Source organism: Planococcus chinensis, from assembly GCF_020071995.1.
In the GTDB taxonomy this organism is placed as follows: Bacteria; Bacillota; Bacilli; order Bacillales_A; family Planococcaceae; genus Planococcus; species Planococcus chinensis_A.
The window spans coordinates 37018-50858 of record NZ_JABWTK010000017.1 but is presented as its reverse complement, the minus strand read 5'-3'; the positions used below and the strand labels follow the sequence as shown (position 1 = coordinate 50858).

The following is a 13841-nucleotide window of genomic DNA, read 5'->3' as shown; positions in this document are numbered from 1 at the left end:
CATGTATTAGGCACGCCGCCAGCGTTCGTCCTGAGCCAGGATCAAACTCTCCATTATAGAGAACCGATTGCTCAAATTCTGCTGGCGTCTCGCCGTTCCGAAGAACGCGCGAGTCGCTTGATCTGGCGTTTGCCTGATCAGTAGTTGTGCTCGGATCGCTTTGCGACGATCCTCGCATAAATTCGTTTTCGCGCCAAGGCGCTCAAACAATTTATGTTGACGTTTTGCTGTTCAGTTTTCAAGGTTCATGTTTTGTGCGCCGCTCATTGGCGACTTTTCAATATTACCAGCTTCTATTTAAGAAGTCAATAACAAATTTCAAATATTTTTTCGTGTGTTTCAAACCTGAAAAACACGACATCAACTAATATATCATTACTCCTCGATTCGTGCAACACTTTTTTAAAAATAAATCGACTTAAAACTAATAATAGTCTTAAGTCGATCCATTCACCTCTTATTACACTATCATCGAGCTTATAAATTAGTCACGTGGACGCATTTGAGGGAACAATAGAACGTCTCTAATAGAAGCCGAATTCGTTAACAGCATAATCAAACGGTCAATCCCGATTCCGAGACCACCCGTAGGCGGCATGCCATACTCCAATGCTTCGATAAAGTCTTCATCCATTTCGTGCGCCTCGTCATTGCCTTCCGCTTTTTCGACCAATTGTGCTTCAAAACGCTGACGCTGATCAATTGGATCGTTCAACTCGGTAAAAGCATTCGCATGTTCGCGGCGGACAATAAATAATTCGAAACGGTCAGTAAAACGTTCGTCTTCCGGATTCTTTTTAGCCAACGGAGAAATCTCCACAGGGTGGCCGTATACAAAAGTAGGCTGAACCAACTCTTCTTCTACTTTCTGTTCAAAGAATTCGTTTAAGATATGGCCTACTTCCATAGTAGGTTTGATTTCAATGCCGTGTTCTTTAGCTAGGGCCTGAGCTTCTTCTTTCGACATTTGTTTCCAGAAGTCGACTCCTGTATATTCTTTGACAGCGTCCGCCATGTGTAGACGTTTCCAACCTGGCGCCAGGTTGATCTCGTCTTCACCGTATTGAACAGTGGTTGTTCCGAAGACTTCTTGTGCAACATGTGCAATCAAGTTTTCAGTTAGAGCCATGATGTCATTATAGTCTGCATATGCTTCATATAACTCAAGCATTGTAAATTCCGGGTTGTGGCGCGTAGAAATCCCTTCGTTGCGGAAGACGCGGCCGATTTCATACACTTTCTCCAATCCGCCGACAATCAAGCGTTTCAAGTGAAGCTCGATAGCGATGCGGATATACAGTTCCATATCTAGCGCATTGTGGTGGGTAATGAACGGACGGGCTGCCGCTCCCCCTGCGATAGAATGCAGCATCGGTGTTTCCACTTCCAGGAATCCTTGGTTATCCAGGTAGCGGCGCATCGATTGGATGATGCGGCTGCGCAAAATAAACGTTTCTTTGCTGGATTCACTTGTGATCAAGTCTAAGTAGCGCTGACGGTAGCGTTGCTCTACGTCTTTTAAGCCATGGAATTTTTCCGGAAGCGGACGAAGCGCTTTAGTTAAAAACGTCACTTCTTTCGCTTTAATGGATAATTCGCCAACATTCGTCTTGAAGACTGTCCCTTTTACGCCCAGGATGTCGCCTAGATCAACTGTATTGTATAAATCATATGCTTCTTCGCCAATTGCATCTTTACGGACATAAATTTGAATTTGGCCTTTTAAATCTTGAACATGGGCAAAGCCCGCTTTCCCTTTTCCACGCTTCGTCATAATACGGCCTGCGATTACAACTTCATGCGGATTTTCTTCAAGTTCCTCTTTAGACAACTCGCCATATTGGCTGATGATATCCTCTGAAGAATGGGTGCGTTCGAAACGCGCGCCAAACGGATCAATTCCTTGATCTTGGAAAGCTTGCATTTTTTGGCGTCTCACCAATATTTGATCATTTAACTCTTCTGACATGTCCTACACTCCTTTGTATTTAAAAACCACGCTCGTTCGTGTATTTATCTATTGTACACAATTTCTATTCGTTAGACATAAAAAAGCTGCCACAAAATCGGGGCAGCTTGTCTATCAAAATTAAACCTCACTGCTCACAGCTTTACATCCTGCCCGTTCTACCGCAAAAATGCATCGACTCCGTCGTAAGTTTTCCATAGCTGGACGCCTTCCGGATTCAAAGGATTGGTCCCTAGTGACGGATTCACTTCCAATAAAGGAACCAGGACAAAAGCCCGTTCATGCATGCGCGGATGCGGAACGATGAGCCGCTCTGATTTCATATTGTCTTGATTATACAATAAAATGTCAAGGTCAATTGTCCGCGGCCCCCACCGGACAAGCCGCTTGCGCTGAAGTTTTTTTTCTACTTCCTGGCACACATCCAACAATCCCAGTGCCGGAAGATCTGTCCAGACATGGACAACCATGTTCAGAAAGGGCTCCTGTTCGGTAAAGCCTACCGGTTCTGTTTCGTAAAGGGAAGAAATCGCTGCTACGTCGATCGATGGATGTTCCACCAGCATCCGGACGGCTTGCTTGAGCATGTCCAGCCGGTCTCCCATGTTCGAGCCGAGTGACAAGTAACTTTCGTTCATACAAATTCCCCTCGCGTCAGTTCAATGGCGACCGACTTGTAATGGCCTGGTATCGGCGGATCCGGTTTAATCATTTGCACACGAATCCCTTTCACAAGCGGAAATTCGGAAAGGATACGTGCAGCCACGTCTTCCGCTACAGCTTCCACCAGCTTTTTCGGTTCACCTTCCACAATCTGGCGGCACGCTTCGTACACTTCTCCATAATGGACTGTGTGAATAAGGTCGTCTGTTTCTCCGGCTTTTTTCAAATCGACCGCAAGCGAAACCGTCAGCCGGAAGCGCTGGCCCAGTTTTGTCTCTTCCGGGAAGACCCCGTGGTAAGCGTAAAACTCCATATCGTTTACATGAATATAATCCATTACTCCACTCCCTTATATATTTGCTTGCCGGTTAATACATCAAGCATACGGACGGCTCGGCTTGTTTCTTTCACATCGTGGACGCGGACGATCTGACAGCCTTTTTCGACTCCGTAGCAAACCGTGGCAAGCGACCCTTCCAGTCTTTCACTTACCGGTACATCGAGCACTTTTCCAATCAATGATTTACGGGAAGTTCCAAGCAGGACCGGATAACCAAGCGCGACAAATCGATCCAAAAGCTGCATCATTTCAATGTTATGGTATATGGTTTTTCCGAAACCAATGCCCGGATCCAGCCAGATCTGCTCTTTCGCAACCCCAGCGTCCAGTGCAATCTGAATGCTTTCTTCCATGTCCCGCTGAATGTCTCTCCAGAAGTCCGTGTATGACGTATCGTTACGGTTATGCATTAAAATGATCGGCACATTGTGCTTTGCTGCTATTTTGGCGATTTCCGGCTCGTACTTAGCGCCCCAAATATCGTTGATGATATGGGCTCCGGCTTTAACAGCAGCATCAGCCACTGCCGCTTTATATGTATCGATTGAAATATAAGCGCCCACTTCCTTCACCAAAGCTTTGATGACCGGAACTACACGGCTGATTTCCTCTTCATCCGATATCAGCATATAGCCTGGACGGGTAGATTCGCCGCCTACGTCGATGATGTCCGCTCCGTCTGCCACCATTTGTTTGGCACGGGCGACCGCCTGCTCCACCGTCGAATAGCTTCCCCCGTCTGAAAAGGAGTCTGGTGTAATGTTCAAGATGCCCATCACCCATGTTTTTTCATTAAATTCGATTGCCATTTGTTTCACCTTCCAGTTCTTTAAGTTCTATTTCCCGGGAAATTACCGTGCCGCTGCCCCTATCTTAACGCGTATTGAAAATCGCCACAATAAAAGAGCATGCACGAGGCATACTCTTTCACTTTTGAATTTAGTTGTTTTCTTCAAACTGATAAAGCGGTGTACTCAAGTAACGTTCTCCATTTGACGGGATAATGGCCAATACTTTTTTGCCTTTTCCAAGGCGCTTCGCAACTTGAAGCGCTGCGTAGATGGCTGCGCCTGAAGAAATCCCTCCAAGAATGCCTTCTTCACGCGCTGCTTGGCGGGCCGTTTCAAACGATTGGTCGTTTGTCACTTGGATGATTTCGCTGTAGATTTCTGTATCCAGGATGTCTGGCACAAAACCAGCTCCGATTCCCTGAATTTTATGCGGTCCTGGTTTGCCGCCTGAAAGCACTGGTGAATCTGTTGGTTCAACAGCTACAATCTGGATATCCGGATATTTCTCTTTCAATACCTGGCCGGCCCCGGTGATGGTTCCGCCCGTTCCGATGCCTGAAATAAATGCATCCAGCTGATTGCCCATCGCTTCGACGATTTCCGGCCCCGTAGTTAAACGGTGCACTTCCGGATTCGCTTCGTTTTTAAATTGCTGCGGCATAAACCAGCCGTTTTCATCAGCTAGTTTTTCAGCCGTCTTAATGGCGCCATTCGGTCCGTTCATGCCGTCTGAACCTGGAGTCAATACAAGTTCCGCGCCGTAAGCACGAAGAAGATTGCGACGTTCCATGCTCATCGTTTCCGGCATTACTAAAACCGATTTGTAGCCTTTGGCTGCTGCAATCATCGCCAAGCCGATACCGGTATTGCCGCTTGTCGGTTCGATGATGGTATCGCCTTCTTTTAAATTACCTTCTTTTTCAGCCGCTTCGACCATAGCCAAAGCAATACGGTCTTTTACACTGCTGCCGGGATTGAAGTATTCTAATTTCAAATAAACGTCTGCATCTTCAGCACCTGTCATGCGGTTTAATTTAACAATAGGGGTTTGCCCGATCAATTCAGTTACAGAATTCCCAATACGCGCCATTTTTCAACACTCCTAATTCCTACTAGTTTTATCTGCATTGTACTCCCTTTATCGTATCAATGTTAAATGTTTATTGTCAAACTGCACGAATTATAAGAAAAAAGGCACTTCCAGAAGGAAATGCCTTTTCTTTATTCTCCGTAAAACCATTCGGCGTCAAACTCTTTCCAGAACGCTTCCGGTGTTACAGACTGCGGCAGCTGCTCAAGTGCCAGCTCGCGGCTAATATGATCTTTTACTTCTTTAAACGAAAAGGTTTGCCCTTCCGCTTTTTCCGTCACTGAGATGATGGCGGTGCGGCCGTCTTTCAGCTTAAGCGGATCTGAGTAGCCATCCACTTTTACCGAAGTGACGGTTTTAGCAATGGCCGGGTCTATTGAATTTTGATCAGCGGAAATATAGCCGATATCACCGCCCAAGCTTCCGGTGGCCGTATCAAGAGAACGTTCGCGTGCGAGCGCTTCGAAGGAAGAGCCGTTTTTCAGCTCGGAAAGGGCTTCTTCCGCATCTTTTTCGGAATCCAAGACAATCATGCGCGTGCGGTATGCATCTTCGACGTCATAAAGCGATTGGTTCTCCTTATAGAACTTCTCGATTTTATCGTCTTTAATTACAATATCTTTGGTCAGGACTTTTTCAAGGATTAAACGGGCCTTTACTTTATCCTTCAACAATTCCGGATCATCTCCGGTTAAAGTGGATTCGGTGCGGTCCTGTCCCGAGCGCAGCATCGCCAATTCCAATTCAATTTCTTTCTCGCTTACTTTGATGTCATATTCTTTTGCTGCCGTTTCCATCACTTTTTGATTGACCATTTCCAGCAAGACATCACGGCCGTGTTGTTCTTCCATAGCCGCCATCCACTCTCCTTGGGTAATGGCTTCACCGCTGACCGAAGCAACTTCTTCGGTATTTTCAGGTGCATTTGGAATCAACCAGGCGATAAACCATAAAAGATTGGCGATAAGCAGCACAAGGATCATGAACAAAAGCGGGCCGGGTTTCAGTCTTTTTTTAGGGCGCCCTGTAGATGTGTTTGCCGGAGGTGCAGTAGGGCGTCTCCGATTATAATTTGAGCTCATCGATGAAAGATTCCAACTCCTCTTTAGAATAACGATAGGTTTCCAGGCAGAAATGGCATTGTGCTTCCGCCATGCCGTCTTCTTTGATCATTTTTTGGATTTCATGCTGGCCAAGTCCAAGAATTCCAGCTGCAAACCGCTCTTTCGAACAATTGCATTCGAATTTCACCGGCATCGTTTCCAGAATTTGAACATTTCCTTCTCCAAGCACTTCTTCCAAAATTTCTTCGGGAGACAAGCCCCGCTGAATCATTTTAGAAACCGGTTCGATGCTGGAGAGGCGTTCTTCGATTTTGGAAATCGTCTCATCATCGGTATCTGGCATTAATTGTACAATAAAGCCGCCTGCCGCCAGAATGGAATTATCCGTATCCACCAGTACACCAAGGCCTACAGAAGAAGGCACTTGTTCTGAAATGGCCATGTAGTACGTAAAATCTTCGGCAATTTCGCCGGAAACAATCGGCGTTTGCCCGGTGAAATTATCCCGGAGCCCTAAGTCTTTTACAACGGCGAACATGCCTTCCGTCCCTACAGCGCGGCGCACATCCAATTTTCCTTTGTCATTCAACTCAAAATGGGTTTGCGGATTGGTGACGTATCCACGCACTCCGCCTCTGGCATTGCTGTCCACCAGAATCGCGCCGAGCGGGCCGTTGCCATCCACTTTAATGGTGACTTTGTTGTCGCCTTTTAGCATAGCGCCCATCATCACGCCGCCTGTCATTGTTCTGCCAAGGGCTGCCGAAGCAGTCGGCCAGGTCATGTGGCGTTTTTGCGCCTCAGCTACTGTTTGCGTTGTATCGACTGCAAAAGCACGGACACTGCCATTAAAGCCGAGTCCTCGCACTAAATAATCTCCCATATTCATCATCGTTCCTTTCATTGCGCTTGGTTGCGCTTGTAAATTAAATAAAGTCCTTTCAATGTTAAAAAAGGATCCACTTTATCGATCGCTGCGGATTCGTCGGCAATCAGCGAAGCCATGCCTCCGGTTGCAATCACTTTCGGCTGCTGTTTGCTCTCCGCTTTCATGCGGGCCACAATGCCTTCTGCCTGTCCAACATAGCCATAGACAATTCCGGACTGCATCGCGGATACCGTATTTTTCCCTACCACACTGGCAGGGCGGGCAATTTCAATGCGCGGCAGTTTCGATGCCCGGCTGTACAACGCCTCAGTTGAGATGTTGATGCCCGGGGCAATGGCGCCGCCCATATATTGCCGATGTTCGTTGATATAGCAGTAGGTAGTGGCTGTCCCGAAATCCACAATAATTAACGGGGCTCCATATTCTTCAATGGCAGCGACCGCATTTACAATCCGGTCTGCACCCACTTCCCGCGGATTATCGTATTTTATATTCAAGCCGGTTTTGACGCCCGGGCCCACAATCAATGGTTTGATGTGGAAATACTTTTGGCACATCCGTTCCAAAGCCGCCATGATCGGCGGAACAACTGAAGACATGATGATGCCGTTGATCGAAGCAAACGTTAATCCGGCATCAGTTAACAACGCTTTCACCTGCATGCCGAATTCATCTTCTGTTTTGTGGCGGTCCGTTTCCAGTCGCCAATGGTGCAAAAGCCGATCTTGGCCGTAAACACCTAATACAATATTGGTGTTTCCGACGTCCATTACTAAAATCATAATTGCGCCCTCGCTTATTCAGGTTTTTCCAAAACATCATACCATATTTTCAGAGAAATAAGAAAAGCGTTAGGACCTATATAAAAAGAGCAGGATAATAAAAAAGCTGTCCGTCCCTTCGAGGGAACAGACAGCTTTGATGGTTTTGCTTATTTGCGTTCTTCTTGAATTGGACCTGAAGAGCTTCCGGAAGTACTTCCTTCTTTCGGCAAATCTCCTGATGATGGATCGTTAGGAGCGCCTGTTACGTCAGGAGTTTCATCCTTCGTCAAATCCACGCCTTCTTTTTCAAAATCGCCGTTCAATGCTTCGTATGAACGTTCAGGAAGCGTGCCGTGTTCTTTCAAGTGAAGAATTTGGGCAGCATCCAATGTTTCAACTTCAAGCAATGTTGTAGCAATCAAATCAAGTAGATGTTTGTTTTCAGTCAAAATTTCTTTCGTACGGATATACTGCTCTTTGATAATGCGTTGAATTTCTTGGTCGATTTCAAACGCAATCGCATCCGAGTAATTTTGCTCTGAGTTAAAGTCGCGGCCCAGGAAGACGTTTCCGCCTTGCGCCTGACCGAATTGGATCGGTCCGATCTTATCGCTCATACCGTATTCTGTTACCATGCTGCGGGCAATTGCCGTTGCACGCTGGAAATCATTGTGGGCGCCGGTTGACACTTCACCAAAGATGATATCTTCTGCCACGCGGCCGCCGAGCAATCCAGCAATTTTATCCAGCAATTCCGGCTTCGTCATAAAGTAACGGTCTTCTCTTGGAAGCATGACAGCATATCCGCCGGCTTGTCCGCGAGGAACGATGGTTACTTTATGGACAATATCCGCGTCATCCAAGATTAGACCTACAACTGTATGTCCAGATTCATGGAAAGCCACGATATTGCGTTCTTTTTTCGAAATGACCCGATTCTTTTTGGCAGGACCGGCAATGACGCGGTCTGTTGCTTCATCAATATCGGACATGTCAATTTTGAGTTTACTGCGGCGAGCTGCAACAAGTGCCGCTTCGTTCAATAAGTTCTCTAAATCCGCACCCGAGAATCCAGGTGTGCGCTGAGCAATTGCTTTCATATCCACTGTTGGATCAAGCGGTTTGTTGCGCGCATGGACTTTCAATACTTCTTCGCGTCCTTTAACGTCTGGACGGCCAACTGTGATCTGGCGGTCAAAACGGCCAGGGCGTAGAAGAGCCGGATCCAGAATATCCGGACGGTTTGTTGCTGCAATAATGATTACGCCTTCGTTCGCGCCGAAACCATCCATTTCAACAAGCAATTGGTTCAATGTCTGTTCACGCTCATCGTGTCCGCCGCCAAGACCAGCTCCGCGCTGGCGTCCAACTGCATCAATTTCATCAATGAAAATGATACAAGGAGAATTTTTCTTCGCGTTTTCGAAAAGGTCACGAACCCGGGAAGCCCCGACTCCGACAAACATCTCTACGAAATCCGAACCACTGATAGAGAAGAACGGCACGCCTGCTTCTCCGGCAACTGCACGAGCCAATAAAGTTTTACCGGTACCCGGAGGCCCTACAAGCAAAATCCCTTTTGGAATGCGCGCGCCGATATCAGCAAATCTGCGTGGGTCTTTTAAGAAATCAACAACTTCGACAAGTTCCTGTTTCTCTTCGTCAGCTCCAGCAACATCGTTGAAGCGGACTTTGTGTTTCTGATCGTCGTACAACTTCGCTTTACTTTTCCCGAAGTTCATCACTCGGCCGCCACCGCCGCCTTGTGATTGGTTCAGCAAGAAGAAGAAAAGAATGAAGATAATAATGAATGGAATGATCCCTGTGAAGAAAGAAACCCAGCCGCTTGTCTGCGGAGCTTTCAAGTAGTCAACGCTGACTCCTTGGTCTGTGGCAATTTCATCAATTTGTGTTATCACTGCTTCATTTTCCATTGGAATATTCGTAACAAATGACTGGTTTTCGTCATAGCCTTGAAGCTTCCCTGTTACTTCGTAAACATTGGCATCCGGCTGGATGGTCACTTCAGTGACAGTACCATCTTCCAATGCCCCCAAAAATTCGTCGTATCCTATATTTTCAGTCGGTTGGGCGCTGTTGTTGAACGTTCCCAAAATCCCGATAATCACTAGGAAAATCAGTAAATAAAATATGGTGTATCGAAATATTCGATTCATTCCAAGCCTCCTCACAAAGTTTCCCAAAACTATACTAAATACTAACATAGGAACATTTCAGCATACAACGAAAAGCTCTTGGCTTCCCTACTGAATTAACGGTTTGTGAACTTCTGTTGACTATTCTTGGTCTTCGCTATACACCGACGGTTTTAAAATCCCGATATAAGGCAGGTTGCGGTATTTTTCTGCATAATCCAGGCCATATCCGACAACAAATGCATCCGGTACTTCAAATCCGATATAATCCGCTTTCAAGTCCACTTTCCGGCCTGAAGGCTTATCAAGAAGCGTAACGATTTTAATCGAATTGGCTTTCCGGTATTTAAATAGATCCACCAAATAGCTGAGTGTCAATCCACTGTCAATGATATCTTCAATAATAAGAAGATCGCGGCCTTCCACGCTGGTGTTCAAATCTTTCACGATTTTTACTTCTCCTGAAGAAACCGTCGCATTGCCGTAGCTCGAAACGTCCATAAAATCCATTTCTACGTAGCAGTCAATACGCTTCATCAAATCTCCCATAAATGGCATGGCGCCTTTTAATACACCGATTGCCAACGGGTATTTGTCCTGGTAGTCACGGGTCAACGTTTCCCCTAATTCCCGCGCTTTTTCCTGCAGGCGTTCTTCTGAGATTAATATTTCTTCAATGTCTTTCTCTAGCATGGTGGACCTCCTATAATCCGCTTTTTGCGATCTTAACTTTTTGTTCTATCAATACCCAGTTATCTTCATCGCGCTTAACCCGGCTGAAGAAATTTGACGGGCGCAAACCTGGCACAAATACTACGTCGCCATTTTCAGTTGCAATGACAGGCCAGTCACCTCTCAAAGAGACAGGTACTTTTTCATCAATCATCAAGCGCGCCACTTTTTTCGGATGTTCCATTCCGGCAAGCTGAATTCGGTCGCCCGGCTTGCGGTTTCTGGCAAGCAGCCGGATTGCGCCTTCTGAAGAAAAATACCAAAACACATGGTCTTCTCCAGGTTCAGCAAGAGATAAAGGAACTGCTTTGTAGCGATACCCCTTCAACTCTCTCGACCATTCAGTTGAAATGGAAGAAACATCTTGATCTGCGGCTTCTCCAATCGGATGGCGGCTGAAAAAAACCGAATCGTATTGGCGAACCATCATACAATTTTGCGGCAAATGTAAAAAAACAGTACCGGCTGAACCTTGCATCACTTCCTGCACTTGTTCCACCAACTGCTTTGTGATTACGACTTGCTGTTCATTATATAGATAGTTTAATAGTAGTAGAACCATTCTTTTTTGTAAAGCAAGTGCTTCTTTGCTAAAACTTTCAGCCGAGAGCCTGAGGCCATTGTCCTCACGGCGGATCATCCGGTGCAGCTTTTCTTCAGCCAGCTCCATTAAAAACTGCTGATCCTGCTGCATCGAGCCCGCCAATTCGGAAAATTGTTCCGAGACCGTCCGGTTTTCTTTTTTTAGCAGCGGCACAACGGTATGGCGCAGCCGGTTTCTTGTATAAAACTCTTCAGCATTGCTGGGATCTTCCCGGTGTACCAGGGCATGTTCTTTTGCGTAATGTTCAATTTCATCCCGGTTAACCGCAAGCATCGGCCGGATCAGCTCCCCTTCTCCGAAAGGACGGCGCTGCGGAATGCCAAAGCTTCCATATTGCAGCGTGCCTCTTAAGCCGGACATTAAAATGGTCTCGAGCTGATCATCCGCATGATGCGCTGTCGCAAGTTTGGATGCATTCGTTTTTTCCATAACTTCCTTGAAATAGCCATAACGCTGTTCCCGGCATACCTGCTGCTTATTTCCGCCGTCCTTATCCAGAATTTCCGGAATCGGGATATCCCGGCTAAAGCAAGGAATTTGCATGGCCTGGCAAAACGCTTCGGTAAACAAGCGGTCTTGCAGCGATTCTTCTCCCCGGAGCATGTGATTAACATGGACCGCATAGACGGAAATGCCAAGAAAGCGGTCATTCGATTTCAGAAAATGCAGCATCACCAGTGAATCGATGCCGCCGGAACAGCCGATGAGCACTTTGTCCCCCGGCACAAGCAAACGATGCTTTTTTATATAATCCATCATTTTTTTGTGGAACTTCTTCATGCGGACACCTCGTTTGCTGTTCTTGCTTGTGATTATAAGCTTTCTCGAAAAAATTTTTCAAATTGCAATTGACACTTTAAATGTTCGATAGTATGATATTAAATGTTCGTTTAAACAAGGCGGCGTAGCTCAGCTGGCTAGAGCGTACGGTTCATACCCGTAAGGTCGGGGGTTCGATCCCCTCTGCCGCCATAATAGATTGATGAAAAGCAGCATCCTGTCAAAGGATGCTGCTTTTTTTATGCAAAAATCCATCGATTTGGCTGCGGTGATGGGCATCATGCTGCAGGAATCCCGCTGCATAAGATGCCACCGTCGTTTCACGGCTGCCAACTTTAAAGGCGGCATTCCACCGGCCCTCTTCCAATTCCTCGATGTCCTTCGCCAGGAGCGCCCGTTCCTTTTGGGCACGTGCCAGCACTTCCGGAAACGCCATTTGCTTTGCCGGTGCGACTGCAGCTGCGTTAAAAGCATCAACGTCCGGAAAAGGTGCGACTTGCGCCCCAGCCTTCAGCAGCGGCAGGCGCTGTTCACGGATAAACCGGTCCCACTCCGCTAAGTGCAGAACAATTTCAGCAATCGACCACTTGCCTTGTGAAATCGGTGTATGTGCATCCTCTTCAGTTTTTACTGCCGTATTTAAGGAAGCCAGGTAGATTTCATATTCTTGATACGCTTCTAGAACTTGTTCTTTCCTGATAACCCTCACGCCCCAGACATTGTTGATAAAAAAAACGCTCCCCGGATTGAGAAGCGTTCTACTGTAAATTGTTGAGCTGCATTGAAGCATTTCCTTATGCTATTAAAACAGCTAGCAAGTTATCCTCTTCTTGCGCCGCGGCCACCACGTTTAGATTCTGTTGCGCGTTTCAATGAAGTCATGTTCTCTTCACTTTCCTTCAGGAATTTCGCCATTTTCGTTTCAAAATTCTCTTTAGGCGCGCGCTCAAATGAACGGTTGTTGCTTGGGCGAGGACGCTGCGGACGTTCTGGACGCTGCGGGGCGCCTTCTGGCTGAGGTTTAGCTTTGCGGATAGAGAGGCCGATTTTGCCGTCTGCTTCCACATTCATCACTTTAACTTCGACCATTTCGCCTACTTTTAGATGATCGTTGATATCTTTGACATAATTGTCGGCGACTTCACTAATATGCACAAGGCCTGTTGCACCAGTCGGAAGCTGAACGAATGCTCCAAAATTTGTAATACCTGTTACTTTACCTTCTAACTTGCTGCCTACTTCAATCGACATAAAAAAAATGCTCCTCCTTAAAAATTAAGATGACACCGATTTGGGCCATATGCTTATTATAGCGGGACTCTTCCCACTTTTTATTATAACCATCAAAAAAAGAGTGTCAACTGACTACTCTTTTTCATCCTCTTTTTCTTTGCTTTTTGATTTATCTTCAGGAACGGTGAAAATGATCTCCCCATCTTCCGATAAGAAATACTCTTTGCGCGCCAGTTTTCCGATGTATTCTTCGTCGTTCAACAAAAGAATCTGCTCTTTCAGCTGGGCTTGCTCTTGCTCCACCGCTTCCAGTTCTGCTAAGGCCTGTTCACGCGCTTGCTCTTTTTCTGAAATGGTCTGGGATTGGGCATAAATGGTGGTGCCGATCCAAATGCTCGCCATAACCACAATAGCGGCAAAAACCGATAATCTTCTCATCAAGCGGACTTTATGAGCTTCACGCCGTTCAACCGAGCGGACATAGTCATTGCGAATTGAAGTGACTTCACCCGTCTCTACTTTCTTCTCTTTCTTCAAATTCACGACTTATTCCCTCCCTTCGGTTACTTTGTAGCCATTATACACGATAACACCAAGGCTCGAAAACCCTAAAGTACAGAAGATTTTCCGAATTTTCCCTACTTGCCCTGAAAGCCCTTCACGCCAGTTATAAAGTTACTTTCCAAAAATTAATAAAAATACTATTGACTTAATTTTTATGCAGTTTATAATATGGTTACTATACTTTATATTCAAATAAACAAAG

The 13841-nt window shown here is 46.2% G+C and carries 14 protein-coding genes and 1 tRNA gene; 1 reads left to right on the top strand and 14 read right to left on the bottom strand.

Annotated features, from left to right (window positions below):
• Positions 1-484: 484 nt before the first annotated feature.
• The 11 genes from lysS to tilS form a co-directional block, all read right to left on the bottom strand.
• Complete coding sequence (lysS, locus tag HU147_RS18300; RefSeq protein ID WP_224077528.1) at positions 485-1969, bottom strand: lysine--tRNA ligase; 1485 nt, start codon at positions 1967-1969, stop codon at positions 485-487.
• 158 nt (positions 1970-2127) lie between these two features.
• A complete protein-coding gene (gene folK, locus HU147_RS18295; protein WP_224077527.1) occupies positions 2128-2607 on the bottom strand; it encodes a 2-amino-4-hydroxy-6-hydroxymethyldihydropteridine diphosphokinase in 480 nt (159 codons plus the stop codon).
• Entirely contained in the window at positions 2604-2969 is a 366-nt protein-coding gene (gene folB, locus HU147_RS18290) for a dihydroneopterin aldolase (RefSeq protein WP_224077526.1), read from the bottom strand. The genes folK and folB overlap by 4 nt, the downstream gene beginning before the upstream one ends.
• Positions 2969-3781 (bottom strand): dihydropteroate synthase, encoded by an 813-nt coding sequence (folP, locus tag HU147_RS18285; protein WP_224077525.1) that lies wholly within the window; start codon positions 3779-3781, stop codon positions 2969-2971. Before folP ends, folB begins: the two co-directional genes overlap by 1 nt.
• Before the next feature lie 130 nt (positions 3782-3911).
• On the bottom strand, positions 3912-4853 hold the full coding sequence (gene cysK, locus HU147_RS18280) for a cysteine synthase A (protein WP_224077524.1): 942 nt from the start codon (positions 4851-4853) through the stop codon (positions 3912-3914).
• Positions 4854-4984: 131 nt separating this feature from the next.
• The gene (locus HU147_RS18275; protein WP_224077523.1) at positions 4985-5935 is read right to left on the bottom strand and encodes a peptidyl-prolyl cis-trans isomerase; all 951 of its coding nucleotides are present in this window, start codon (positions 5933-5935) and stop codon (positions 4985-4987) included.
• Entirely contained in the window at positions 5919-6800 is an 882-nt protein-coding gene (hslO, locus tag HU147_RS18270; protein ID WP_224077531.1) for an Hsp33 family molecular chaperone HslO, read from the bottom strand. Before hslO ends, HU147_RS18275 begins: the two co-directional genes overlap by 17 nt.
• A gap of 17 nt (positions 6801-6817) precedes the next feature.
• Positions 6818-7588, bottom strand: coding sequence for a type III pantothenate kinase (locus tag HU147_RS18265; RefSeq protein WP_224077522.1), 771 nt, complete (start codon positions 7586-7588; stop codon positions 6818-6820).
• Positions 7589-7737: 149 nt separating this feature from the next.
• A complete protein-coding gene (ftsH, locus tag HU147_RS18260) occupies positions 7738-9747 on the bottom strand; it encodes an ATP-dependent zinc metalloprotease FtsH (RefSeq protein WP_224077521.1) in 2010 nt (669 codons plus the stop codon).
• 120 nt (positions 9748-9867) lie between these two features.
• Positions 9868-10419, bottom strand: coding sequence for a hypoxanthine phosphoribosyltransferase (gene hpt / locus HU147_RS18255; protein WP_036802159.1), 552 nt, complete (start codon positions 10417-10419; stop codon positions 9868-9870).
• Positions 10420-10429: 10 nt separating this feature from the next.
• Positions 10430-11821, bottom strand: a complete 1392-nt coding sequence (gene tilS / locus HU147_RS18250; protein WP_224077520.1) for a tRNA lysidine(34) synthetase TilS — start codon at positions 11819-11821, stop codon at positions 10430-10432.
• A gap of 139 nt (positions 11822-11960) precedes the next feature.
• Here tilS and HU147_RS18245 point away from each other — a divergent pair.
• Positions 11961-12034 (top strand) — tRNA-Met (locus HU147_RS18245).
• 28 nt (positions 12035-12062) lie between these two features.
• Here HU147_RS18245 and HU147_RS18240 read toward each other — a convergent pair.
• The 3 genes from HU147_RS18240 to HU147_RS18230 form a co-directional block, all read right to left on the bottom strand.
• Positions 12063-12551, bottom strand: coding sequence for a DinB family protein (locus HU147_RS18240; protein WP_224077519.1), 489 nt, complete (start codon positions 12549-12551; stop codon positions 12063-12065).
• A gap of 110 nt (positions 12552-12661) precedes the next feature.
• On the bottom strand, positions 12662-13093 hold the full coding sequence (locus tag HU147_RS18235) for a S1 domain-containing RNA-binding protein (protein WP_036802157.1): 432 nt from the start codon (positions 13091-13093) through the stop codon (positions 12662-12664).
• A gap of 114 nt (positions 13094-13207) precedes the next feature.
• Positions 13208-13618 carry an FtsB family cell division protein gene (locus HU147_RS18230; RefSeq protein WP_224077518.1) on the bottom strand — a complete coding sequence of 137 codons (411 nt, stop codon included), beginning with the start codon at positions 13616-13618 and terminating at the stop codon, positions 13208-13210.
• Between the last annotated feature and the right edge of the window lie 223 nt (positions 13619-13841).

What these genes read in the sequence shown, in the direction of transcription:
- folK (WP_224077527.1), bottom strand. Translation starts at nt 2,607, where the DNA reads ATGAACGAAAGTTACTTGTCACTCGGCTCGAACATGGGAGACCGGCTG.
- ftsH (WP_224077521.1), bottom strand. Translation starts at nt 9,747, where the DNA reads ATGAATCGAATATTTCGATACACCATATTTTATTTACTGATTTTCCTA.
- hslO (WP_224077531.1), bottom strand. Translation starts at nt 6,800, where the DNA reads ATGGGAGATTATTTAGTGCGAGGACTCGGCTTTAATGGCAGTGTCCGT.
- hpt (WP_036802159.1), bottom strand. Translation starts at nt 10,419, where the DNA reads ATGCTAGAGAAAGACATTGAAGAAATATTAATCTCAGAAGAACGCCTG.
- lysS (WP_224077528.1), bottom strand. Translation starts at nt 1,969, where the DNA reads ATGTCAGAAGAGTTAAATGATCAAATATTGGTGAGACGCCAAAAAATG.
- HU147_RS18275 (WP_224077523.1), bottom strand. Translation starts at nt 5,935, where the DNA reads ATGAGCTCAAATTATAATCGGAGACGCCCTACTGCACCTCCGGCAAAC.
- HU147_RS18265 (WP_224077522.1), bottom strand. Translation starts at nt 7,588, where the DNA reads ATGATTTTAGTAATGGACGTCGGAAACACCAATATTGTATTAGGTGTT.
- folB (WP_224077526.1), bottom strand. Translation starts at nt 2,969, where the DNA reads ATGGATTATATTCATGTAAACGATATGGAGTTTTACGCTTACCACGGG.
- tilS (WP_224077520.1), bottom strand. Translation starts at nt 11,821, where the DNA reads ATGATGGATTATATAAAAAAGCATCGTTTGCTTGTGCCGGGGGACAAA.
- cysK (WP_224077524.1), bottom strand. Translation starts at nt 4,853, where the DNA reads ATGGCGCGTATTGGGAATTCTGTAACTGAATTGATCGGGCAAACCCCT.
- folP (WP_224077525.1), bottom strand. Translation starts at nt 3,781, where the DNA reads ATGGCAATCGAATTTAATGAAAAAACATGGGTGATGGGCATCTTGAAC.
- HU147_RS18235 (WP_036802157.1), bottom strand. Translation starts at nt 13,093, where the DNA reads ATGTCGATTGAAGTAGGCAGCAAGTTAGAAGGTAAAGTAACAGGTATT.